At 64.6% G+C, this 22,317-nt stretch carries 18 protein-coding genes, 1 tRNA gene and 1 pseudogene; 4 read left to right on the forward strand and 16 right to left on the reverse strand.

Annotated features, from left to right (window positions below; translation table 11 throughout):
* The 12 genes and pseudogenes from WT16_RS29865 to WT16_RS01565 form a co-directional block, all read right to left on the reverse strand.
* Positions 1-381 (reverse strand): annotated as a pseudogene (locus tag WT16_RS29865) (phenylalanine--tRNA ligase subunit beta); the annotation flags it as partial.
* An 86-nt stretch (positions 382-467) separates the two neighbouring features.
* Positions 468-1,481: a phenylalanine--tRNA ligase subunit alpha gene (gene pheS, locus WT16_RS01515; protein ID WP_059929699.1), complete on the reverse strand. Its 1,014-nt coding sequence runs from the start codon at positions 1,479-1,481 to the stop codon at positions 468-470.
* A 148-nt stretch (positions 1,482-1,629) separates the two neighbouring features.
* Positions 1,630-1,989, reverse strand: a complete 360-nt coding sequence (rplT, locus tag WT16_RS01520; RefSeq protein WP_004192938.1) for a 50S ribosomal protein L20 — start codon at positions 1,987-1,989, stop codon at positions 1,630-1,632.
* 30 nt (positions 1,990-2,019) lie between these two features.
* Positions 2,020-2,217: a 50S ribosomal protein L35 gene (rpmI, locus tag WT16_RS01525; RefSeq protein WP_004191477.1), complete on the reverse strand. Its 198-nt coding sequence runs from the start codon at positions 2,215-2,217 to the stop codon at positions 2,020-2,022.
* Between the two features lie 192 nt (positions 2,218-2,409).
* A complete protein-coding gene (infC, locus tag WT16_RS01530; RefSeq protein WP_075644849.1) occupies positions 2,410-2,934 on the reverse strand; it encodes a translation initiation factor IF-3 in 525 nt (174 codons plus the stop codon).
* 49 nt (positions 2,935-2,983) lie between these two features.
* Positions 2,984-4,891 carry a threonine--tRNA ligase gene (gene thrS, locus WT16_RS01535; protein ID WP_015600888.1) on the reverse strand — a complete coding sequence of 636 codons (1,908 nt, stop codon included), beginning with the start codon at positions 4,889-4,891 and terminating at the stop codon, positions 2,984-2,986.
* A 269-nt stretch (positions 4,892-5,160) separates the two neighbouring features.
* A tRNA-Val gene (locus WT16_RS01540) sits at positions 5,161-5,237 on the reverse strand.
* Positions 5,238-5,345: 108 nt separating this feature from the next.
* Positions 5,346-7,589, reverse strand: a complete 2,244-nt coding sequence (locus WT16_RS01545; protein ID WP_063532550.1) for a bifunctional (p)ppGpp synthetase/guanosine-3',5'-bis(diphosphate) 3'-pyrophosphohydrolase — start codon at positions 7,587-7,589, stop codon at positions 5,346-5,348.
* Positions 7,590-7,634: 45 nt separating this feature from the next.
* Complete coding sequence (locus tag WT16_RS01550) at positions 7,635-7,988, reverse strand: RidA family protein (protein ID WP_063532551.1); 354 nt, start codon at positions 7,986-7,988, stop codon at positions 7,635-7,637.
* A gap of 72 nt (positions 7,989-8,060) precedes the next feature.
* Positions 8,061-9,251, reverse strand: coding sequence for an alpha/beta hydrolase (locus WT16_RS01555; protein WP_231892011.1), 1,191 nt, complete (start codon positions 9,249-9,251; stop codon positions 8,061-8,063).
* A 169-nt stretch (positions 9,252-9,420) separates the two neighbouring features.
* Complete coding sequence (locus WT16_RS01560; RefSeq protein WP_009912671.1) at positions 9,421-10,062, reverse strand: CoA transferase subunit B; 642 nt, start codon at positions 10,060-10,062, stop codon at positions 9,421-9,423.
* A 1-nt stretch (position 10,063) separates the two neighbouring features.
* Positions 10,064-10,768 (reverse strand): CoA transferase subunit A, encoded by a 705-nt coding sequence (locus tag WT16_RS01565; RefSeq protein WP_006026505.1) that lies wholly within the window; start codon positions 10,766-10,768, stop codon positions 10,064-10,066.
* Positions 10,769-11,022: 254 nt separating this feature from the next.
* Here WT16_RS01565 and WT16_RS01570 point away from each other — a divergent pair, with 254 nt between their 5' ends.
* The 3 genes from WT16_RS01570 to WT16_RS01580 all read left to right on the forward strand — a co-directional run bounded on the left by WT16_RS01570 (position 11,023) and on the right by WT16_RS01580 (position 15,489).
* On the forward strand, positions 11,023-11,568 hold the full coding sequence (locus WT16_RS01570) for a LuxR C-terminal-related transcriptional regulator (RefSeq protein ID WP_006026504.1): 546 nt from the start codon (positions 11,023-11,025) through the stop codon (positions 11,566-11,568).
* 521 nt (positions 11,569-12,089) lie between these two features.
* Positions 12,090-13,622 (forward strand): cellulase family glycosylhydrolase, encoded by a 1,533-nt coding sequence (locus WT16_RS01575; RefSeq protein ID WP_006026503.1) that lies wholly within the window; start codon positions 12,090-12,092, stop codon positions 13,620-13,622.
* Between the two features lie 793 nt (positions 13,623-14,415).
* A complete protein-coding gene (locus WT16_RS01580; protein WP_063532568.1) occupies positions 14,416-15,489 on the forward strand; it encodes a hypothetical protein in 1,074 nt (357 codons plus the stop codon).
* 239 nt (positions 15,490-15,728) lie between these two features.
* On the opposite strand, the gene WT16_RS01585 is transcribed toward WT16_RS01580, so the two are convergent.
* Together WT16_RS01585 and WT16_RS01590 are read right to left on the reverse strand one after the other, a co-directional pair.
* On the reverse strand, positions 15,729-16,160 hold the full coding sequence (locus WT16_RS01585) for an acyl-CoA thioesterase (protein ID WP_009912676.1): 432 nt from the start codon (positions 16,158-16,160) through the stop codon (positions 15,729-15,731).
* 44 nt (positions 16,161-16,204) lie between these two features.
* On the reverse strand, positions 16,205-16,984 hold the full coding sequence (locus WT16_RS01590) for an SDR family oxidoreductase (RefSeq protein ID WP_015602148.1): 780 nt from the start codon (positions 16,982-16,984) through the stop codon (positions 16,205-16,207).
* Positions 16,985-17,164: 180 nt separating this feature from the next.
* Between WT16_RS01590 and WT16_RS01595 the strand changes: the two genes are divergently transcribed.
* Positions 17,165-18,838: an electron transfer flavoprotein-ubiquinone oxidoreductase gene (locus WT16_RS01595; RefSeq protein ID WP_006026499.1), complete on the forward strand. Its 1,674-nt coding sequence runs from the start codon at positions 17,165-17,167 to the stop codon at positions 18,836-18,838.
* A gap of 162 nt (positions 18,839-19,000) precedes the next feature.
* On the opposite strand, the gene aroC is transcribed toward WT16_RS01595, so the two are convergent.
* Both aroC and WT16_RS01605 read right to left on the reverse strand, forming a co-directional pair.
* Positions 19,001-20,110, reverse strand: a complete 1,110-nt coding sequence (gene aroC / locus WT16_RS01600) for a chorismate synthase (RefSeq protein ID WP_059929710.1) — start codon at positions 20,108-20,110, stop codon at positions 19,001-19,003.
* A gap of 177 nt (positions 20,111-20,287) precedes the next feature.
* Entirely contained in the window at positions 20,288-22,222 is a 1,935-nt protein-coding gene (locus WT16_RS01605) for an MFS transporter (protein ID WP_006026497.1), read from the reverse strand.
* Positions 22,223-22,317: the final 95 nt, after the last annotated feature.

Raw genomic sequence — 22,317 nt, forward strand, 5'->3', positions numbered from 1 at the left:
GCAGAGCATCCCCTGGCTCTCGACGCCGCGCAGCTTCGACAGCTTGATCGCGAACGGCGCGCCGCCTTCTTCGGCGGGGCAGCTTCGCGCCGACGAGCGCGACCGGCACCTTGATGCCCGGCGCGACATTCGGGCGCGCCGCAGACGATCTGCAGCGTCGCGCCGGTGCCGGCGTCGACCTGGCAGACGTTGAGCTTGTCGGCATCCGGATGCTGCTTGACCACCTCGAGCACGCGGCCGACGACGATCTTCTCGGTCGGCGGCGCGGCCGGGCGCAGCGACTCGACCTCGAGCCCCCGCCATCGTCAGCGCGTGCGACAGCTCGTCCGTCGTCAGTTGCGGATCGACAAAGGTTCTCAACCAGGATTCAGGGAATTGCATGGATATCCACGTTCGAAACAGGTTAGATCGAGGCCCGCGCGCCGCCTCGACAGGCCGGCCGGGCGCGGAGCGAGACGGTCGCGCCGTTACGCGAACTGCCGCAGGAAGCGCAGGTCGTTCTCGAAGAACAGACGCAGGTCCTGCACACCGTAGCGCAGCATCGTCAGCCGCTCGAGGCCGCTGCCGAACGCGAAGCCGATATAGCGCTCGGGATCGAGCCCCATGTTGCGGACCACGGTCGGGTGCACCTGGCCGGAGCCGGAAATCTCGAGCCACTTGCCGGCGTTCTTGCCGTGCTCGAACATCATGTCGATTTCCGCCGACGGCTCGGTGAACGGGAAATACGACGGACGGAAGCGCACGAGGATGTCGTCGCGCTCGAAGAATTTCTTCAGGAAATCGGTATAGACGCCCTTCAGATCCGCGAAGCTCACGTTCTCGTCGATCCACAGGCCTTCGACCTGGTTGAACATCGGCGAGTGCGTCGCGTCGCTGTCGACGCGGTACGTGCGACCGGGGGCGATCACCTTGATGGGCGGCCGGTTCATCCGCGCGTAGCGAACCTGCATCGGGCTCGTATGCGTGCGCAGCAACAGCGGACGGCCGTCCGCGTCCTTGCCGTCGACGTAGAACGTGTCCTGCATCGAGCGCGCCGGATGGTTCTCCGGGCTGTTCAATGCGGTGAAGTTGTACCAGTCGGTTTCGATCTCCGGGCCGTCGGCCACGTCGAAGCCGATCGAGCGGAAAATCTGTTCGACGCGCTCCCACGTGCGCATCACGGGATGGAGGCTGCCTGTCCCCGCTCCGCGGCCGGGCAGCGTGACGTCGATCGCCTCGGCGGCGAGACGCTGGTTCAGGAGCGCGTCGGCGAGCGCCTGACGGCGCGCGTTGAGCGCGGCTTCGACCTGCTGCTTCGCGACATTGATGCGCGCGCCTTCCATCTTGCGCGCTTCGGGATCGAGCTTGCCGAGGCCCTTCAGCAGCTCGGTCAGTGCGCCCGACTTGCCGAGAAACCGCGCCTTCTCGTTCTCGAGCGTGGTGATATCCGCAGCCCCTTCGAACGACTGCTGCGCGTCGGCGACAATCTGGTCCAGATCCATTGATCCCATCACTTCCAACGTCAGTTGTGCATGTCGAGCGAAACGCCCGACCCAACAAAAAAGGGGCTCGGAAGAGCCCCGTTTTCGCTGCAGCGGCCGCGACTACCGGAACATCGCTGCAGCTCACCACGCAGTGCTAATTTCGCAATTAGGCTGCAACGGCGGCCTTCACCTGCTTCACGATCGCGGCAAAGGCTGCCTTGTCGAACACCGCCATGTCGGCCAGCACCTTGCGGTCGAGTTCGATCGACGCCTTCTTCAGGCCGTTGATGAACACGCTGTAGGTCATGTCGTGCTGACGCACGGCCGCGTTGATACGCGTGATCCACAATGCGCGGAACACACGCTTCTTGTTGCGGCGGTCGCGGTACGCATACTGACCGGCGCGCATCACCGCCTGCTTGGCGATGCGGTAGACGTTATTGCGACGGCCGCGATAACCCTTGGCCAGGTTGATGATCTTCTTGTGACGGGCCCGTGCGGTTACCCCACGTTTGACTCGAGGCATGTTTCTCTCCTGTGAGTATCGGTTGAGGGGTTACGCGAACGGGAGCATCGCGCGGACGGAGTTCAGATCGGAATCATGAACTGCCGTGGCGCCGCGCAGGTGACGCTTGTTCTTCGTGGTTTTCTTGGTCAGGATGTGGCGCTTGAAGGCTTGACCGCGCTTGACGGTGCCGCCCGGACGCACCACGAAGCGCTTCGCAGCGCTCTTCTTGGTCTTCATCTTAGGCATGACGAACAACTCCAGTTTATTTGATGGAGGTGGGTGTGCGGTTGGCTTGCGCCCTCAACCCGCCCTTCGGAACCCAGTCCACTTGTGTACGGCGCGTGCGCTCGCGCGACCGCCGCTGTTTCGGGCGGCCGCCCTGACCGGGCGACGCGCCGAACCACTTCATCGAACCGCCGCGCTCGCGCGGCACGCTCGTTACTTCTTTTTCTTCGGCGAGAGCACCATGATCATCTGGCGCCCTTCCATCTTCGGCATCTGCTCGACCTGACCGACTTCGTCGAGATCGCCGCGCAGACGCTCGAGCATCCGCATGCCGATTTCCTGGTGAGCCATTTCACGGCCGCGGAAACGCAACGTGATCTTCGTCTTGTCGCCTTCCTCGAGGAAGCGCATCAGATTGCGAAGCTTGACGTTGTAATCGCCGTCATCGGTCCCCGGGCGGAATTTCACTTCCTTGACCTGGATGACCTTTTGCTTGAGCTTCGCCTCGTGCTGCTTCTTGGCTTCCTGGTATTTGAACTTGCCGTAATCCATCAGACGGCAAACCGGCGGAGACGCCTGCGGCGCGATTTCCACCAGGTCAACATCCAGTTCTTCCGATTTACGGAAAGCCTCGGCGAGTTTCACGATGCCGATGGGCTCACCATCGACCCCGACCAGACGCACTTCCGGCGCAGTGATTTCACCGTTGATGCGATGCGACGACTTATCAGTAGCGATGTTACGTTTCCTCTAAAAATTAAAAAAACGAGCCGCGCTGCCAGGGCGGTTACTTGAACGCCTGGATGTCCTCACGCAGACGCTCAACGAAGGCTTCGACGGGCATGACACCCAGATCGACGCCGCCACGGGCACGCACGGCTACCGTTTGTGCTTCACGCTCCTTGTCGCCTACGACGAGCAGGTAGGGAACTTTTTCGAGCGTGTGCTCGCGTATTTTATAGCTAATTTTCTCGTTGCGCAAATCGGCCGATACTCTAAGCCCTTGTTTTTGCAACGATTGAGCAACAGTCTGAGCATATTCAGCCTGACTTTCGGCGATATTCAGCACAACCGCGTGCGCCGGCGCGAGCCAGACCGGCATTGCACCAGCGTGGTGCTCGATCAGAATCCCGAGGAAACGCTCCATCGAACCGACGATCGCCCGGTGAAGCATCACCGGCCGGCGGCGGCTGTTGTCCTCGGCGACGTACTCGGCGCCGAGCCGCTCCGGCAGCATCATGTCGAGCTGCAGCGTGCCGCACTGCCACGAGCGGCCGAGCGCATCCTTGATGTGGTACTCGATCTTCGGACCGTAGAACGCACCCTCGCCCGGCAACTCCTCCCACTCGAGGCCGCATGCCTTCAACGCGTTGCGCAGCCCTTCCTCCGCGTGATCCCACGTCTCGTCCGAACCCATCCGCTGCTCGGGACGCAGCGACAGCTTGATGTCGATGCGATCGAAGCCGAAATCCGCGTAGACGCTCATCGCGAGCTTGTTGAACGCGATCGCCTCGGAGTTGATCTGGTCTTCCGTGCAGAAGATGTGCGCGTCGTCCTGCACGAAGCCGCGCACGCGCATCAGCCCGTGCAGCGCACCCGACGCCTCGTTGCGGTGGCACGAGCCGAATTCGGCGTACCGCAGCGGCAGGTCGCGATACGAGCGCAGCCCGTGCTTGAACACCTGCACATGGCCCGGACAGTTCATCGGCTTGATCGCGTAGTCGCGCTTCTCCGATTCCGTCGTGAACATGTTCTCGCGATAGTTCTGCCAGTGACCGGACGCTTCCCACAGCGAACGATCCATGATCATCGGCGTCTTGATCTCGAGATAGCCGGCCGCATCGAGACGTCGGCGCATGTACTGCTCGACCTGCTGCCAGAGCGTCCAGCCCTTCGGATGCCAGAACACCATGCCGGGCGACTCTTCCTGAAGGTGGAACAGGTCGAGCTGCTTGCCGAGCTTGCGGTGATCGCGCTTCTCCGCCTCTTCGAGCATGTGCAGATACGCGTCCTGGTCTTCCTTCTTCGTCCAGGCGGTGCCATAGATCCGCTGCAGTTGCTCGTTCTTCGAGTCGCCGCGCCAGTACGCACCCGCGACCTTCATCAGCTTGAAGACCTTCAGCTTGCCCGTCGACGGCACGTGCGGGCCGCGGCACAGATCAGTGAAGCCGCCGTGCGAATACAGCTTGATCTCGTCGCTCACGGGAATCGATTCGATGATCTCCGCCTTGTACTTCTCGCCGATGCTGCGGAAGTACGACACAGCCTCGTCGCGCGACACGACGCGGCGCGTGACGGGCTCGTCCCGCTTCGCGAGCTCCTGCATGCGCTTTTCGATCTGCTCCAGATCCTCGGGCGTAAACGGGCGATGGTAGGAGAAATCGTAATAGAAGCCGTTGTCGATCACAGGCCCGATCGTCACCTGCGCGTCCGGATGCAGTTCCTTCACGGCGTAGGCGAGCAGGTGGGCGGTCGAGTGGCGAATGATGTCGAGACCGTCGGCGTCCTTGTCGGTGACGATCGCAAGCGACGCATCGCGATCGATCAGCGCGAACGTATCGACGAGTTCGCCGTCGAGCTTGCCGCCGAGCGCAGCTTTCGCAAGACCGGGGCCGATCGACGCCGCCACTTCGGCGACCGTCACCGGATGCTCGTATTGGCGAACCGAGCCGTCGGGCAAGCGTATCGAAACCATATAGCAATCTCCGTGATGCCGTCAGTGACCGGCAGACTATCAACGCGCGAACGCGGCAATGAAAACGCGCGACAAAAAAAATGCGGCCCCGCTTTCGAGGGGCCGCATTCCGATACTCCAAAACCACAAGGCGAAAACGTTCCTCGACTAGCGTCGCTCCGAATAGGTTTCGGTCAACGTTCGCGGTGTCATAACCGTATTCGCCTTTTGCGTAGAAATTTTCTACTGCCGCCGATGCCCGGCGAACCAGGCATTCAGCCGAATGTCGTTGGTAGGCTCGATTGGATTCGAACCAACGACCCCCACCATGTCAAGGTGGTGCTCTAACCAACTGAGCTACGAGCCTGAAGAAGCTGAAATTATATGGAGCTCTTTTCGTCTTGGCAAGTGTTTTCGTGCATATTGTTCGGGGAAGTTCGCAAGCCGTTGCCGCATCGCCGCCCGCGGGCGGCGCTCACGCCTTGCGGGCCGCCCGGACGACGCCCTGAACCTCGCCGAGCAGCGTGCACGCGCGCTGCACCTGCGACGCGCTCGACACCTCGACCGTGAATTGCATGAAGGCCGCGTTGCGGCGACTTTGCGTCTTCACGCCGATCACATTCATCTTCTCGCGCGCGAATACTTCGGAGATGTCGCGCAACAGCCCCTGCCTGTCGGACGCCTCGATCATCAGATCGACCGGATAGACGGACGCGCCCCGCCCGCCCAGCACGTCGGCGGACCAGGTGGTTTGCAGCACGCGCTCGGGCGCGCGCTCGGCCATCCGGCGGAATGTCGCGCAATCGCTGCGGTGGATCGACATCCCCTTGCCGCGCGTGACGAAGCCGCTGATCGGATCGGGCGGCGCCGGGCGGCAGCAGCGGGCGAGTTGCGTGAGGAGCGCGTCGACGCCGACGACGAGCACACCCGTCGACGCGCCGCGCGCGACGTTCGCGCCGCTCGCGCGCTTCTCGAAGCTCGCGGGCGCCTCCGGTTCGGGCTCGGGCGCCGGCGCGTCGGATAACGCCTGCTCGACGTTGCGCAGGCTGAACTCTTCCTTGCCGACGACCGAAAACAGATCGTCCGGCGACTTGAAGCCGAGCTTCGCCGCGAGGTGCTCGAGATTCACCGACGTCTTGCCTTCGCGCTGCAGCGTCTTTTCGACGAGCGCGCGGCCGTGCGCGACGTTCTCCTGCTGATCGATCGCGTTGAACCACGCGCGCACCTTCTGGCGCGCGCGCGAGCTGCGCAGATAGCCGAGCTGCGGATTGAGCCAGTCGCGCGACGGGCCGCCCTCCTTCACCGCGACGATCTCGACCGTCTGACCGTTCGCGAGCGGCGTGTTGAGCGGCACCATCGCGCCGTCGACGCGCGCCCCCCGGCAGCGATGGCCGAGTTCGCTGTGCAGGTGGTACGCGAAATCGACTGGCGTCGCGCCCTGCGGCAGCGCGATCACGCGCGCCTGCGGCGTCAGCACGTAGATGTGATCGTCGTCGAGCGTCGTCTCGCGCAATTGCGCCCACGCTTCATGGCCGCTCACGTCCGAGCCGCCGCTGTCCGCGATCTCGTCCTTCCACGCGAGCAACTGACGCAGCCACGCGATCTTCTCGTCGTATTTCTCGCTCGCGGCGAACTGGCCGCCGTAGCCGCGCGCGCCCGCCTCCTTGTACCGCCAGTGCGCGGCGACGCCGTATTCGGCGAAGCGGTGCATTTCCTGCGTGCGGATCTGCACTTCGAACGCGCGGCCGTCGTCGCCGATCACGACCGTATGCAGCGACTTGTAGCCGTTCGGCTTCGGCCGCGAGATGTAATCGTCGAATTCCTTCGGTACCGGCTGCCATAGGTGGTGAACGATGCCGAGCACCGTGTAGCAATCCCTGATGTCCGGCACGATCACGCGAAACGCGCGCACGTCGTAGAGCTCGGAAAAGTCGAGCTCCTTGCCGCGCATCTTGCGCCAGATGCTGTAGATGTGCTTCGGCCGGCCGCTCACTTCGGCCGGGATGTGCACGGCCGCCAGCTCGCGTTGCAGCCGCTCGATCGCGCCGGCGACGTAAGCCTCGCGCTCGACGCGCTTCTCGTCGAGCAGCTTCGCGATGCGCTTGTAGGTGACGGGATCCTCGAAGCGGAACGCGAGATCCTCGAGTTCCCACTTCAATTGCCAGATGCCGAGCCGGTTCGCGAGCGGCGCGTAGATTTCGAGCGTCTCGCGCGCGACGTCGGGCGGCGGCTCGATTTTCGCGGCCGCATAGTAGCGCAACGATTGCAGCCGCGACGCAAGCCTGATCAGCACGACGCGGATGTCCTGCGCGAACGCGAGCAGCATCTTGCGCAGCGCCTCGATCTGCGCGCGCCGCTCCGCCTGCGCGTCGCGGCTCGCATCGGCGGGCGCGCTCTGCGCGGCGCGCAGGCTCACGGTGCCGAGACGCAGCAGCTTGCGCACGTCGGTGACGAGGCGCGCGACCTCGTCGCCGAAGCGCCCGGCGATCTGCTTTTCGGGGTCGCTCAGATACGGCGCGAGTGCGAACAGCGCCGCCGCCTGCGTCGCGGGCGGATCGACGTTCAGCCGCTGCATGATCGCCGACGTGCCCGTCGCATGATCGGCGAGCAATTCTCCCGACGACAAGCGCGCGTCGCCCGCGTGCTCGCGCACGAACGCGAGAACGTCGTCGAGCGACGGCGCCGCGGCGGTAGCGGAGGATGCGGAACCGGCTGTCATCGTCGGGTATTGCAGGCTGCCTGAAAAAACGTGTCGTGCGTCGGCTCAGTTGCGTTGCGCGGCGACCACCACCACTTCGACGAGGCAAGCGGGATTCGCGAGCTTCGCCTCAACAGTCGCGCGCGGCGGCGTCGCGCCCTGTGCGACCCATGCGTCCCACACTTCGTTCATGCCCGGGAAGTTCGCCATGTCGGAGATGAAGATCTGCACCGACAGCAGATGCGACTTGTCGCTGTCCGCCTCGCCGAGCAGGCGGTCGATGTGGGCGAGCACTTCGCGCGTCTGGCCCTTGATGTCCTGCGCCGTGTCCTCGGCGATCTGGCCCGCGAGGTAGACGGTGCCGTTGTGAATCGCGATTTCGGAAAGGCGGGGACCGACGTGGTGACGAGTAACTGCCATGAGAATTCCCGGTTGAATGGTTGATCGGTGGGCGGCGCCGCACGCGGCGAACGCACGGTGCCGAACCGCGTATTATGACGCGAGCGGCGCATCCCTGACGAAAAATTGGCGAGCGATCGCGATCTGCTCGACGCTCACGAACGCGGGCGCGTGGCCGGCCTCGGGGATCTCGACGCTCGACACCGCCCGCCCGCGCGCCTTCATCGCATCGAGCGTTTCGCGCGACAGCAGGTCCGACTGCGCGCCGCGCACGACAAGCAACGGCCCCGCGAACGCCTCGAGCGCATGCCAAAGCCACGCCTCGCCCTGCGCGTTCGTCTCCGGCGTGGCAGCCTTGAACGGCTCCGCGATCCGCGGGTCGTAGCGTGCGCGCCACGAGCCGTCCGCATCCTGCACGAGGAGCGGCCGGTTCAACGCGCGCCACTCGTCCGGCGTGAGCGGGCCGAACGACAGCGACAGCGACGTCAGGTAATCGACGCCCTCCTGCTCGGTCGCGAAGCGCTTGTCGAGCCCGACGTACTCGTCGATGCGCTCGAGCGCGGCGGGCTCGATGCGCGGCCCGACGTCGTTGACGAGCATCCTGCCGATCGGCGTGCCCGGCAGCCCGCCGAGCGCGAGGCCGATCAGGCCGCCCATCGACGTGCCGAACCAGTCGACGCGCTCGACGTCAAGACGCGCAATCAGCGTGACGACGTCGGAAACGTATTGCGGCACCCCGTAGAACTTCGGATCCGGCAGCCAGTCCGACCGGCCGCGTCCGGCCACGTCGGGGCAGACGACGCGATAGACGTCGGACAGCGCGGCCGCGAGACGGTCGAAATCGCGGCCCGAGCGCGTCAAGCCATGCACGCAGACGAGCACGCGCGGATTCGCGGGATCGCCCCATTCGGTGTACGCGACGTGATGCAGGCCCAGCGGACTCGCGCATTGCACGCGACGCTCGCGCGGGGAGACGGAAGTGGCAAGGTTCGATGACATCGGCGCTCCTGACGAACGATCGATCGGCACGGTCGAGCGCTCGGCGCTCCGGTTGCGACGAAGCGCCGAACAGATGAAGCGATTGTAAACCGCTTCGTTGCAGGCGGCCGGTCGGCCAAACGGACGGTCGCGCGACGCAAGACGGCCCGTGCGACCTATGTCAAGACAGAAACGGTCGATCGATCCGTTCCGGCAATCGCACGCCAGGAAAGTCAGATTCGCACCAGATCGATCGGCGTTGCGTGCGTTCGACGAATCGCCGCCCTTTCCGCTCGCGCGACGCATCTCGCCCCGATGCCCGACGCAACCAATCAAAACGCCCCGCGTCTTCGCAAACGCGGGGCATTCTCTTTCACTGCCGCATGCGCATCGCGCGCGGAACCCACATCGGATTCCCCCAGCCGACGAAGCGCGGCAGCCGTGCGCCCCGCCGCCCGCGCGCCTTCGCGCCGCGTTACACGACCGCGCTCACGTCGAGCGGCGCGCCCGTCTTCGCCTTGATCTCGTCGACGGTGACGCCATCGGCAAGCTCGAGCACCTTCAGGCCTTCCGGCGTCACTTCGATCACGCCGAGATCGGTGATGATCAGGTCGACGACGCCGACGCCCGTCAGCGGCAGCGCGCATTCTTCGAGGATCTTGTGCTGATCGCCCTTCGCGACGTGCTCCATCAGCACGACGACGCGCTTCACGCCCGCGACGAGATCCATCGCGCCGCCCATCCCCTTGATCATCTTGCCGGGGATCATCCAGTTCGCGAGGTCGCCGTTCTTGCTGACCTGCATCGCGCCGAGGATCGCGAGGTTGATGTGCCCGCCGCGGATCATCGCGAACGAATCGGCCGACGAGAAGATCGACGAGCCCGGCAGCGTCGTCACAGTTTGCTTGCCGGCGTTGATGAGATCCGCGTCGACTTCGTCCTCGGTCGGCGACGGGCCAATCCCGAGCAGGCCGTTCTCCGATTGCAGCCACACTTCGATGCCCTCCGGCACGTGATTCGCGACGAGCGTCGGCAGCCCGATGCCGAGGTTCACGTAGAAGCCATCCTGCAATTCCTTCGCCGCGCGCGCGGCCATCTGGTCACGATTCCAAGCCATCTCAGTCTCCTTTCGCGCGCACGACGCGTTGTTCGATGCGTTTCTCCGGCGTCGCATTGAGCACGAGCCGCTGCACGAAGATGCCGGGCGTGTGGATCGCATCCGGATCGAGCTCGCCGTTCTCGACGATCTCCTCGACCTCGGCGACCGTGATCCGGCCCGCCATCGCGCACATCGGATTGAAGTTGCGCGCGGTGCGGCGGTAGATCAGGTTGCCGGACTTGTCGGCCTTCCACGCCTTCACGAGCGCGACGTCGGCCGTGAGCGACGGCTCGAGCACGTAATGCTTGCCGTCGAACTCGCGCGTCTCCTTGCCTTCGGCGATCACAGTGCCGTAGCCCGTCTGCGTGAAGAACGCCGGAATGCCCGCGCCGCCCGCGCGCAGCTTTTCGGCGAGCGTGCCTTGCGGCGTGAACTCGAGCTCGAGCTCACCCGACAGATACTGACGCTCGAACTCCTTGTTCTCGCCGACGTACGACGAAATCATCTTCTTGATCTGCCGGGATTCGAGCAGAAGGCCGAGGCCGAAGCCGTCGACGCCCGCGTTGTTGCTGATGCAGGTGATGTCCTTCACGCCCGAGTCGCGCAGCGCCGCGATGAGCGCTTCCGGAATGCCGCACAGGCCGAAGCCGCCGACCGCGAAGGTCTGTCCGTCATGGACGACGCCCTCGAGCGCGGCAGCCGCGCTTGGGTAGACTTTGTTCATCTGAATGTCCCTTCCTCAATGGAAACCGGCTCGACGGTCCGCGCGGCTCGCGCGCGCGACGAACCCGTCGCACCATTCTAAGCACGCGCCGCGAATGCTGCCGCGACGCCGCACTTTTTTCTATTGTCCGTTCGCGGCATGAGCCGCGACACGTGCGAAAGGGTACGATGCGCGCCGAATGCGGCACAATACGCAAAACTACATAAGCATTCGCCGCCGCTTGCGCGGCGCCCGATCACCGCCCGCCAGCATCCATGCCCGCCATCGACTACAAGACCGCCTTCCATCTCGCGCCGATCGGCCTCGTGCTGTCGCGCGACCGCGTCATCGAGGATTGCAACGACGAACTCGCCGCGATCTTCCGCTGCGCGCGCATCGATCTGATCGGCCGGTCTTTCGAGGTGCTCTATCCGTCGTCGGACGAATTCGAGAGGATCGGCGAGCGGATCTCGCCCGTGATGATCGCGCACGGCAGCTATGCGGACGACCGCATCATGAAGCGCGCGGGCGGCGAGCTGTTCTGGTGCCACGTGACGGGCCGCGCGCTCGACCGCACGGCACCGCTCGCGGCGGGCGTGTGGACGTTCGAGGACCTGAGCGCGACGCGGCGCGTCGCGGTCGAGCTGACGCCGCGCGAGCGCGAAATCGCCGCGCAGCTCGTGACGGGCAAGACGAGCAAGCAGATCGGCCGCGTGCTCGACATCAGCTCGCGCACGGTCGATATCTATCGCGCGCGACTGATGCGCAAATACGGGACGGGCAACACGGCCGAACTGCTGCAGCGCCTGCTCGGGCAGTGAAAACGCGCATCGCGGCGGCAGCAGGGAAACCGGGCACGACAATGAACCGGGCGCTTGCCGCCCAAGCCGAATCATTGCCGCCCAAAACTCAACAAATTCCATTTCCCGATACCGATTAGATCGGATTTCAGCCCTACACTTTTTCGGGAAAATTATTTACCCTTGAGCAACACCATCCAACTCAATTCAGGAAATCGTCAATATCGCGCAAAAAGCAGTACATTCGCATTTTACCAGGCAATAAAACTCACCTCCGCAACGAGAATATCGGCATCTCGTCCGGACGCCCCCATGTCGCCCTGATCGAATCGGGATGATCGCGCGATTTCGCGCCGCGCCTCGATCGATCGACGCCGTATCGCGACAGCTTCATGAAACCGACCACGAGAACGCAGCCGTTTCCGGCACATGCATCAGGAATCCGAAAGATCTGACGGCGGGCCGTCGCGCAGCCCGCCCCGCGCCGGCTGCGCCGTCAGCCTGTCAAATCGCCCATTCAATCCATCAGGCCAAGTTGAATCATGATTAACGCAAGAGCAGGATTTTTATTTTTCATTTTCATGATCGGCCTGACCGGATGCCGGCCGACATTCGCTCAAACCAATACGCCGGTAACCGGCATCGATCTGGGCGGAGAAATCATCGAAATCATCAAGCAGAATCCGCAAAATCCGACACAAGCGATCAACAACTACATGTCGGGCGTCGCCGCGATGAACGTGCGCTGGGTGCGCATTCATCTCGACTGGTCGGCCATCCAGCCGGCGTCGACGTGGATCTTCACGAGCGACCCCAATCCCGGCCAGAGCAGCGGCCTCACCTGGGGCGCGACGGACATCGTCGTTCGGGCGGCCAGAAATTATGGAATACGAATTCTCGGCGTGATCACGTCGACGCCGCGCTGGGCGGTCAATTCGCAATGCCCGAGCAACTACCGGCAATCGAATGGCGACGCCTACACGCTGTGCGCGCCGAATCTCACGTCATACACGAACTTCGCGCGAGCCGCCGCCAAGCATTACGGCAACGACAGCTACGGCGGGAAAATCGACGCGTGGGAAATCTGGAACGAGCCGAATTGCGGCCCGAACTTCATGCCTCACGATCCGGTCCTTTATACGCGGCTCCTGAAGAGCGCCTATCCGGCGATCAAGCAGGCCAATCCGTCGGCGCTCGTCTATGCGGGCGGCAGTTCGGGGTGCCTCACGTCCCCGAACAATGGAACCGGCGCGCTCCCGACGACCGGCGTGGCCGGCCTCGTGAATTCGACGGACGCCCGATACCCCGCGCCCACGCAATGGGAGCCGCGCGACTGGCTGGCCGTGATGTACGCGAACGGCGCACGGGGATATTTTGACGGCCTCGCGCACCACCCCCACTGCCACAGCGACGACTGGCAACTGCCAGGCGACCAATGCCCGAGCACGACAGTCAACTCCGCATACCCGGATTACTCGAATCCGTTCAACATCATGTGGCACACGTTTGCGTCGCCTTCGTACGGCTGGCCGTCCCCGACCGGCAAGACATTCGCCAGCTACACGGGAACGAGCCTGCGCGACCAGATGAACGCGAACGGCGACGGAGGAAAGCCGATCGTGATCACCGAGTTCGGCGTCGCGACGACCACGTCGGACGGCGCAACCGATTTCACTGGCCAGTTGGGCGGCAGCGCGCAGCAGTACGCGAACGCCAATTTTCAGACGATCGCGCCAGCGTACCTGACGCAGGCGAATCAGGAACGTGAGTACAAGGCGCTGATCGCATGGATCGCCAACCAGCCCTATGGCCAATACGGACCGGTTTACGCGTACTGTTACTCGGACATGGCGCTGGCGTCGCCGTATAGCGCGAACATCTACGAGCCGTACTTCGGCCTGGTGACGATCACCGCGTCGACGGGATCCTCCGGCACGGTGGGCGCGCCCAAGATCGCCGGCACGTATCAGGCCCCGTCGGGGCAGTACTACCCGGCCTGGCCCAACTTCGGCGTGGCCGCCGCCGCGGCGGCCAATCAGACGCCAGGCTATGCGCCCGTCGGCCCCGGCTGGTGACGCATCGGGCAAGCAGCCGGGAAGCACCGCAGCCGTTGCGTCGAACAACGCGGGAACTTTCTTGACGGAAACAGCCCGACTGTGGCGGCTCAGTCGCAAGAGGAACCGATTCGGCGCGGGATGCCCGCGGCGAATCCAGAGCTTGCCCTGAGCCACACCCCTGCAAATTCAAAATCCGGCAACGGTTTCGCTCAGCGAATCAAAACTTGCGTCGCAAGCAGCGATGAAGTCACTTGTCGTGAACAAAACACTGACTACCCGACATCGCGATGCCCGGCGGGCGCATCAAAAATAATTCATCGAGTTTTCAGCCAATTTCCAACCTGTTTACCTACTATGCTGCTTGTATAAATGGAATCAAACGAGACATACCAAGGCTGCCCTAAAGCAACAAACCTCGATCGAGAAACCGATTCCAGTCGGGCGGAATAAACATCACGCGCATCTCAGCCGTCACTGGAAGAGTGGAAGATGGCCACGCACGCACCGCACATGCAACACGCACACGCGCATTCGATCGCCCTGCGGAACGGGTTCATGCGGCTGCCGGGTTGCCGGACATAACCACACTGTCATGGCGGCGCCCGCCGTGACTGAACGACTTTCAGCACCCTTTGAAAGCAGGAACATGTTCTCGACCCGCGAATTCCGCCACATCAAGATTACAGGCCGTTGATATTCGGCTCCTTGTTCATCGAACATTACAAAGGAGGCCAAATCGCCAATCATTTAATAAGAACCATGCTTCCGGTTTCAAGAAAATCCTTTCCATCCATTGAAAAGGTGAAACAAAATGGCAAAATTAGCAACTTCAAATCAATTCGGCATACCCAATCAGACTGATGTATTTTCCGTCGACGGCGGCGGCTCGCTGCGCGTTTCCTGGGTAGTCAGCGCCGGAGCCTGGAACGGCCCCGCTCAGATCAGCCCGGCCGCGCTCTTTCCTCCCCGCGCGGCCGTTGCGGCGTCGAACCAATTCGGCATCCCGAATCAGACCGACGTGTTTGCCGTCGGCAGCAACGGCGCGTTGAACGTTGCGTGGGTCGTCAGCGCCGATCGCTGGAACGGACCGACCCCGATCAGCGCGGCCGGCCTGTTCCCTGCGGGTGCGGCGGTCGCGACGTCGAACCAGTTCGGCATCCCGAACCAGACCGACGTGTTTGCCGTCAGCAACAGCGGCGCCTTGAATGTTGCGTGGGTCGTCAGCGCCGATCGTTGGAACGGACCGATTCCGATCAGCGCGACGGGCCTTTTCCCTGCGGGCGCGCCGATTGCCACATCGAACCAGTTCGGCATCCCGAATCAGACCGACGTGTTTGTCGTCGGCAACGACGGCGCGTTGAACGTCGCGTGGGTCGTCAGCGCCGGCAGTTGGAACGGCCCGACTCCGATCAGCGCGGCCGGCCTGTTCCCTCCAGGTGCGGCGATCGCCACGTCGAACCAGTTCGGCATCCCGAATCAGACCGACGTGTTTGTCGTCGGCAACGATGGCGCGTTGAACGTCGCGTGGGTCGTCAGCGCAGATCGCTGGAACGGACCGGTTCCGATCAGCCCCCCTGGGCTCTTCCCTCCCGGCGCGGCAATCGCCACGTCGAACCAGTTCGGCATTCCGAATCAGACCGACGTGTTTGCCGTCGGCCGCGACGGCGCCCTGCGCGTAGCGTGGGTGGTCAGCGCCGGCAATTGGAACGGACCCGCGTCGATCAGCTCGACCAACCTTTTCCCTCCCGGCGCGGCGGTCGCAGCGTCGAACCAGTTCGGCATTCCGAATCAGACCGACGTGTTTGTCGTCGACAGCGACGGCATCCTGCACGTTGCCTGGGTGGTCGGCGCCGACAACTGGAACGGGCCGATTTCAATTGGATGATGACCGCATCCGGGCCGGGTTCTCGCAAGATGAGACGCGTCCAGGAACGGCCGACCGATGCGACTTCGGTCGGCCATACGAAGGCGCAGAGAAAAACGGCCTGAATACTTGATCAATTTCTCAAGACGAAATCCGGCAATGCAGTGTTCGTCAAGCACTGCATTGCCTACTTCCGCAAAAAACCATCAGTCTGCGCAAAAAGGGATGGAATCAGGGACGTCCGTGACGCGTGTCGCCACTTAATCGATCTTCGCTTGCAGCGCGCTTTCGATCGTGCTCCGAAGCAGGTCCGGCAGCGGCGCCGACTTGCCGAGCGCGTAGTCGACCCACACGCAGCGCGCGGCGCCGCGCGCGTACACGTGCTCGGGGTCGTCCGAGCGGGTCAGCTCGAACGCCGTGTCGAAGCTGCTGCGGCCCGGCTTCGCGGCCGACAGACGCGCGATCACGTCGCCCGGATAGTGCAACTGGCGCAGGAATTCCATCGACGCGTTGACGACGACGGGCCCCTGCCCCTCGCCGTTGCCGCCCGCGATGCCGAGCTTGCCGAACCACGTGACGCGCGCTTCCTCCATGTAGCGGAAGTAGACGGTGTTGTTCACGTGGCCGAACGCATCCATGTCGCCCCAGCGGATCGGCATCGACATTTCGAAAACAGGGGTGTAATCGCTCATCGCACTCATCTTTTCTGCAAGGTGAAACCGTTCGGCGCGGCCGCTCACGCGAGGCCGAGGCCGTCGTCGGCCGACACGATCGAGCCGTTGATGAACTGCGACTCGTCGGCGGCAAGGAGCAGCAGCAGCCCGTCGAGATCCTGCGGCTTGCCGACGCGCCGGCGCGGCAACATCGCCTGCAGCTTCTGGCCCTGCTCGGTTTCCCATAGATAGTGATTGATCTCGGTATCGATGTAGCCGGGGCAGATCGCATTGACATTGATGCCGTGGCGGCCCCATTCGAGCGCCATCGCCCGCGTCATGTGGACGACGGCCGCCTTGCTCATCGCGTAGAGGCCGATCTGCGAGAACGGCCGCAGCCCGGCGACCGACGCGATGTTGATGATCCGGCAGGCCGGCTTCGCGTTGCCGTTGCCCGCGCGCATCATCATCCGCTTCGCGACTTCCTGCGCGACGAAGAACGCGCCGCGCGTGTTCGTATCGAATACGTATTCGAAATCGGCGGGCGTCACGTCGACGAGCTTCTGCATCGTCGACACGCCCGAATTGTTGACCAGGATGTCGATCGTGCCCGCTTCCGTTTCCGCGTGCGCGACGGCCGCCTTGATGCTCTGATAATCGGTGACGTCGAGCGACACCACATGCGCGGCGCCGCCCGCCGCCTCGATTTCCGCGCGCAGCTCCTTCAGGCGCTCGACGCGCCGGCTCGCGAGCACGACCTTCGCGCCCGCCTGCGACAGCACCTGCGCGAAGCGCTGCCCGAGACCGCTCGACGCGCCCGTGACGAACGCGACCTTGCCCTCCAGATTGATCGAACGGCCCATGCCGACTCCTCTTTATTCCGATGGCAACATGCCGCACCAGTATGAACCGTTCCCGCGTGCGACCCAATCCCAAAAATAGAACGATCGTGCTAATCTAGGGTCCCGCAGTTGCGGCAAGCGTTTTATTTCGCCGACAATACGGTCCCGAATATAAGCATTCTAATGGTTAGAGGAGCGTCCATGACCCCCGCAAGCCTCATCGAGCAATACGGCCCGCGCGAATCGATGGAATACGACGTCGTGATCGTCGGCGGCGGCCCTGCAGGCCTGTCGGCGGCCATCCGGCTCAAGCAGCTCGCCGCCGAGAAAGGCACGGAAATCGGCGTCTGCGTGCTCGAGAAGGGCTCGGAGATCGGCGCGCACATCCTGTCGGGCGCCGTGATGGACCCGCGCGCGATCACCGAACTGTTCCCCGACTGGAAGGAAAAGGGAGCGCCGCTCACCGTCGGCGTCACCGAAGACCGCTTCCTGTTCCTGACCGAGAAGAGCGCGTTCCAGGTGCCGAACTGGGCGCTGCCGGACAACTTCAAGAACCACGGCAACTACGTGATCAGCCTCGGCAACGTCACGCGCTGGCTCGGCCAGCAGGCGGAAGCCCTGGGCGTCGAGATCTTCCCCGGCTTCCCGGCCGCCGAAATCCTCTACAACGACGACGGCTCGGTCAAGGGCGTCGCGACGGGCAACATGGGCATCGGCCGCGACGGCGAGCCGACCGAGAACTTTCAGCTCGGCATGGAGTTGCACGCGAAGTACACGCTCTTCTGCGAAGGCGCGCGCGGCCACCTCGGCCGCCAGTTGATGGACAAGTTCAAGCTCGCCGCGAACAGCGATCCGCAGACGTACGGGATCGGCATCAAGGAGCTGTGGGAGATCGATCCCGTCAAGCACAAGCCGGGCCTCGTGATCCATACGGCCGGCTGGCCGCTGTCGTCGGACACGTACGGCGGCTCGTTCCTGTATCACATGGACAACAACCAGGTCGTCGTCGGCTTCGTCGTCGGCCTCGCGTACTCGAACCCGTACCTGTCGCCGTTCGAGGAGTTCCAGCGCTACAAGACGCATCCGGCGATCCGGCCGTTCCTCGAAGGCGGCAAGCGCGTGTCGTACGGCGCGCGCGCGATCGCGGCGGGCGGCCTGCTGTCGCTGCCGAAGACCGTGTTCCCGGGCGGCGCGCTCGTCGGCGACGACGCGGGCTTCCTGAATGCGTCGCGGATCAAGGGCAGCCATGCGGCGATCAAGACCGGCATGCTCGCCGCCGAAGCCGCGTTCGACGCGGTGCAGGCGGGCCGCCAGGCCGACGAGCTGACCGCGTACCCGGACGCGTTCAAGACGTCGTGGCTGCACACCGAGCTCTACCGCGCGCGCAACTTCAAGCAGTGGATGAGCAAGGGGCTGTATCTCGGCACGCTGATGGTCGGCGTCGAGCAGAAGCTGATGAACGGCAACGTGCCGTGGACGCTGCATCATCAGCACGGCGACCACGAGATGCTGAAGCCCGCGTCACAGTGCCAGCCCATCGACTATCCGAAGCCGGACGGCAAGCTGACGTTCGACCGTCTGTCGTCGGTGTTCATCTCGAACACGAACCACGAGGAGAACCAGCCCGCGCACCTGACGCTGAAGGACGCGAGCGTGCCGGTGAACGTCAATCTGCGCACGTATGCGGGGCCGGAAGCGCGCTTCTGCCCAGCCGCCGTCTACGAGTTCGTGAAGAACGACGACGGCAGCGACCGCCTCGTGATCAACGCGCAGAACTGCGTGCACTGCAAGACCTGCGACATCAAGGACCCGACCCAGAACATCGTGTGGATCACGCCGGAAGGCGGCGGCGGGCCGAACTATCCGAACATGTGACCGGGCATCCGCGCATCGCGCGGACCAGTCGCGCCGCGCGACGCACTGCCGCGCGACAAAGCGAAACGGGCGCCTCGGCGCCCGTTTCCGTTTCGATCCCGTTTCGATTTCGGCGCGTCGCGCCCGCCTGAGTATCGGCCGCGCGACGCCCTCAGGCAGGGCTCATTCCGCTCCCGGCGCGCGCGCGGCGATCTTCGGCGTCGCGGTCGACACGTCGCCGCACTGCGCGCGATGCCGCAACGCGTGATCGATCAGGACGAGCGCGAGCATCGATTCGGCGATCGGCGTCGCGCGAATCCCGACGCATGGGTCGTGACGGCCGAACGTTTCGACGACGGCGGGCGCGCCCGCCGTCGTGATCGAGCGGCGCGGGGTGCGGATGCTCGACGTCGGCTTGATCGCGATCGACACCATGATGTCCTGCCCCGTCGAGATGCCGCCGAGCACGCCGCCCGCGTGGTTGCCGACGAAGCCGTCCGGCGTCAGCTCGTCGCCGTGCACCGAACCGCGCTGCGCGACGCTGGCGAAGCCCGCGCCGATCTCGACGCCCTTCACCGCGTTGATCCCCATCATCGCGTGCGCGATGTCCGCGTCGAGACGGTCGAAGAGCGGCTCGCCCCAGCCGACCGGCACGCCCGACGCGACGACGTCGATCCGCGCGCCGATCGAATCGCCGTCCTTGCGCAGCGCGTCCATGTAGCCCTCGAGCTGCGGCACGATGTCGGCGTTCGGCGCGAAGAACGGGTTCTCGCGCACGTGCGACCAGTCGACGAACGGAATTTCGATTTCGCCGAGCGCGCTCATGTAGCCGCGCACCTCGACACCGAAGCGCTCGCGCAGCCACTTCTTCGCGATCGCGCCGGCGCCCACGACGGGCGCCGTCAGCCGCGCCGACGACCGGCCGCCGCCGCGATAGTCGCGCACGCCGTACTTCTGCCAGTACGTGTAGTCGGCGTGGCCCGGACGGAAGGTTTCGGCGATGTTGCCGTAGTCCTTGCTGCGCTGATCGGTGTTGCGGATCAGGAGCGCGATCGGCGCGCCCGTCGTCACGCCCTCGAACACGCCGGACAGGATCTCGACCTGGTCGGGCTCCTGACGCTGCGTGACGTGGCGCGACGTGCCGGGCTTGCGGCGGTCGAGCTCGAGCTGGACGTCCGCCTCCGTGAGCGCCATGCCCGGCGGGCAGCCGTCGATCACGCAGCCGATCGCGGGGCCGTGCGATTCGCCGAAGGTCGTGACAGTGAAAAGCGTGCCGAGGGTGTTGCCGGACATAGGGCCGTCCAAAAGAGAAGTCAGTCGGGGGAAACCGATATTATGCCAGCCCGTTTCGGGCGATGCGGCGATGCGGCGCGCGAGACGATCGGCGCAGATCCAGCTCGCCGGCAAGCGGGCCGCCCCATGCTCCGTCCGATGCCGCAGGGTCGGAGCGCGCCACTCTGCCCGCGCCGCCTACTTGCGCGCGCCGCGCAGCTCGGTGACGACGGCCTGCAGCGCCTCCGGCGTCGCCGCCACGGCCGGGATCGGCTCGCCGACCGCGAGCGTCAGGCGGCTCATCACGCCGCGCTTCACGGGGCGCGGCCAGCGCGCATCCTCGTGCCGCGAGAACACGCTGCCCCACAGTCCGCGCAGCGCCATCGGCACGACGGGCACGCTTGCGCGCGTGAGGATCTCGGTGACGCCGTGATGGAACGTGTTGACGTCGCCCGTCTTCGTCAGCTTGCCTTCCGGGAAGATGCAGACGAGCTCGCCTTCGCGCAGCGCGGCCTCGCACGCGTCGTACGCGCGCGCGAGCATCTCGGGATCTTCGTGGCGCGGCGCGATCGGGATCGCCTTCGCGTGGCGGAACGCCCAGCTCGCGAAGCGCGTGTTGAAGATCCGATGATCCATCACGAAGCGGATCGGCCGCGGGCTCGCCGCCGCGAGCACGAGCGCATCGACATAGCTCACGTGGTTGCAGACGAGGAGCGCCGCGCCCTCGTCCGGAATCCGCTCCGCGTGCACGAGGCGGACCCGGTAGAGCGTGTGCACGAGCGCCCATGCGATGAAGCGCAGCAGGAACTCGGGCACGAGCGAGTAGATGTACGTCGCGACGACGGCGTTCAGCAGCGCCGTCACGAGGAAGATCCCCGGAATGCTGACGCCCGTCTTCGTGAGCAGCATCGCCATCAGCGCTGACACGATCATGAAGAGCGCGTTCAGGATGTTGTTCGCGGCGATGATCCGCGCGCGGTGCGTGGGCGCGCTGCGGCTCTGGATCAGGGCGTAGAGCGGTACGCTGTAGAAGCCGCCGAACATCGCGAGCAGGAACAGGTCGGCAAGGATCCGCCAGTGCGCCGCATGGCCGAGGAATTCGCCGACCGTCAGCAGATGCGTCTGCGCGGGCAGCGCGTGGCTCGCGAAGTACAGCTCGATCGCGAATGCGCTGATGCCGAGCGAGCCGAGCGGCACGAGCCCGATCTCGACGCGCCGCCGCGACAGCCGCTCGCACAGCAGCGACCCGAGGCCGATGCCGAACGAGAACGTCGCGAGCAGCACGGTAACGACGTCCGGATTCGCCGACAGCACGTCCTTCGCGAAACCGAAGAACGACGTGAGGAACGTCGCGCCGACGAACCACAGCCACGAAATGCCGAGGAGGCTCAGGAACACCGTCCGGTTCTCGCGCGCGAGCTTCAGGTTGCGCCGCGTCTCGGAAAACGGATTCCAGTTGATCGCGAGATTCGGCTGCGGCGCGGGCGTCGCCGGCACGCCCGCCGCGGCGACGCGCCCGACGAGCGCGATGCCGACGCAGCAGACGGCGAGCAGCAGCTCGCCGCGCCCCGAGATGCCCGCCGCCGCGCCGCCGACGATCGTGCCGATCAGGATCGCGACGAACGTGCCCATCTCGACGAGCCCGTTGCCGCCGACGAGCTCATGGTCGTTCAGATGCTGCGGCAGGTACGAATACTTGACGGGCCCGAAGAGGGTCGAGTGCATGCCCATCATGAACGTGCACAGATAGAGCAGCGGCGCGCCGTGCGTGACGAAGCCCGCCGCGCCGACCGCCATCAGCGCGATCTCGAAGCTCTTCACGAAGCGCGTGAGGCGCGCCTTGTCGTACTTGTCGGCGATCTGTCCGGCCGTCGCCGAGAACAGCACGAACGGCAGGATGAAGATCGCCGAGATCAGGAACGCCGCCGTCTTCGGATCGACGCCGCTGAATTTCGCCGTCTGGTAGGTGACGAGCGACGTGAAGCCGATCTTGAAGACGTTGTCGTTCAGCGCGCCCATGAACTGCGTCGCGAAGAACGGCGCGAAGCGGCGCTCGCGCAGCAGATCGAACTGCGACGGATGGGCGTGGCGCTTCTCGCGCCGCGAGGTCGACGTAATGGATGGGTCGCTCATGCGTGAGTGCGCCCGCGTGTCGCGTCGGCACGATCGCGCACGCAGGCGAAGGAAGAGTTGACGGAGAGCGCCGGGGCGGACGCGGCACGCCCGGC

Origin of the sequence: Burkholderia sp. MSMB1589WGS (assembly GCF_001636105.1) — a bacterium.
Taxonomy (GTDB): Bacteria; Pseudomonadota; Gammaproteobacteria; order Burkholderiales; family Burkholderiaceae; genus Burkholderia; species Burkholderia humptydooensis.

Excerpts from the sequence above, each read along its gene's own strand:
- WT16_RS01560 (WP_009912671.1), bottom strand. The coding sequence starts at position 10,062 with ATGGCTTGGAATCGTGACCAGATGGCCGCGCGCGCGGCGAAGGAATTG.
- WT16_RS01570 (WP_006026504.1), top strand. The coding sequence starts at position 11,023 with ATGCCCGCCATCGACTACAAGACCGCCTTCCATCTCGCGCCGATCGGC.
- WT16_RS01580 (WP_063532568.1), top strand. The coding sequence starts at position 14,416 with ATGGCAAAATTAGCAACTTCAAATCAATTCGGCATACCCAATCAGACT.
- WT16_RS01555 (WP_231892011.1), bottom strand. The coding sequence starts at position 9,251 with ATGCGTCGCGCGAGCGGAAAGGGCGGCGATTCGTCGAACGCACGCAAC.
- rpmI (WP_004191477.1), bottom strand. The coding sequence starts at position 2,217 with ATGCCTAAGATGAAGACCAAGAAGAGCGCTGCGAAGCGCTTCGTGGTG.
- WT16_RS01545 (WP_063532550.1), bottom strand. The coding sequence starts at position 7,589 with ATGACAGCCGGTTCCGCATCCTCCGCTACCGCCGCGGCGCCGTCGCTC.
- rplT (WP_004192938.1), bottom strand. The coding sequence starts at position 1,989 with ATGCCTCGAGTCAAACGTGGGGTAACCGCACGGGCCCGTCACAAGAAG.
- pheS (WP_059929699.1), bottom strand. The coding sequence starts at position 1,481 with ATGGATCTGGACCAGATTGTCGCCGACGCGCAGCAGTCGTTCGAAGGG.
- WT16_RS01565 (WP_006026505.1), bottom strand. The coding sequence starts at position 10,768 with ATGAACAAAGTCTACCCAAGCGCGGCTGCCGCGCTCGAGGGCGTCGTC.
- aroC (WP_059929710.1), bottom strand. The coding sequence starts at position 20,110 with ATGTCCGGCAACACCCTCGGCACGCTTTTCACTGTCACGACCTTCGGC.
- WT16_RS01585 (WP_009912676.1), bottom strand. The coding sequence starts at position 16,160 with ATGAGCGATTACACCCCTGTTTTCGAAATGTCGATGCCGATCCGCTGG.
- WT16_RS01550 (WP_063532551.1), bottom strand. The coding sequence starts at position 7,988 with ATGGCAGTTACTCGTCACCACGTCGGTCCCCGCCTTTCCGAAATCGCG.
- WT16_RS01590 (WP_015602148.1), bottom strand. The coding sequence starts at position 16,984 with ATGGGCCGTTCGATCAATCTGGAGGGCAAGGTCGCGTTCGTCACGGGC.
- WT16_RS01575 (WP_006026503.1), top strand. The coding sequence starts at position 12,090 with ATGATTAACGCAAGAGCAGGATTTTTATTTTTCATTTTCATGATCGGC.
- WT16_RS01595 (WP_006026499.1), top strand. The coding sequence starts at position 17,165 with ATGACCCCCGCAAGCCTCATCGAGCAATACGGCCCGCGCGAATCGATG.
- thrS (WP_015600888.1), bottom strand. The coding sequence starts at position 4,891 with ATGGTTTCGATACGCTTGCCCGACGGCTCGGTTCGCCAATACGAGCAT.
- WT16_RS01605 (WP_006026497.1), bottom strand. The coding sequence starts at position 22,222 with ATGAGCGACCCATCCATTACGTCGACCTCGCGGCGCGAGAAGCGCCAC.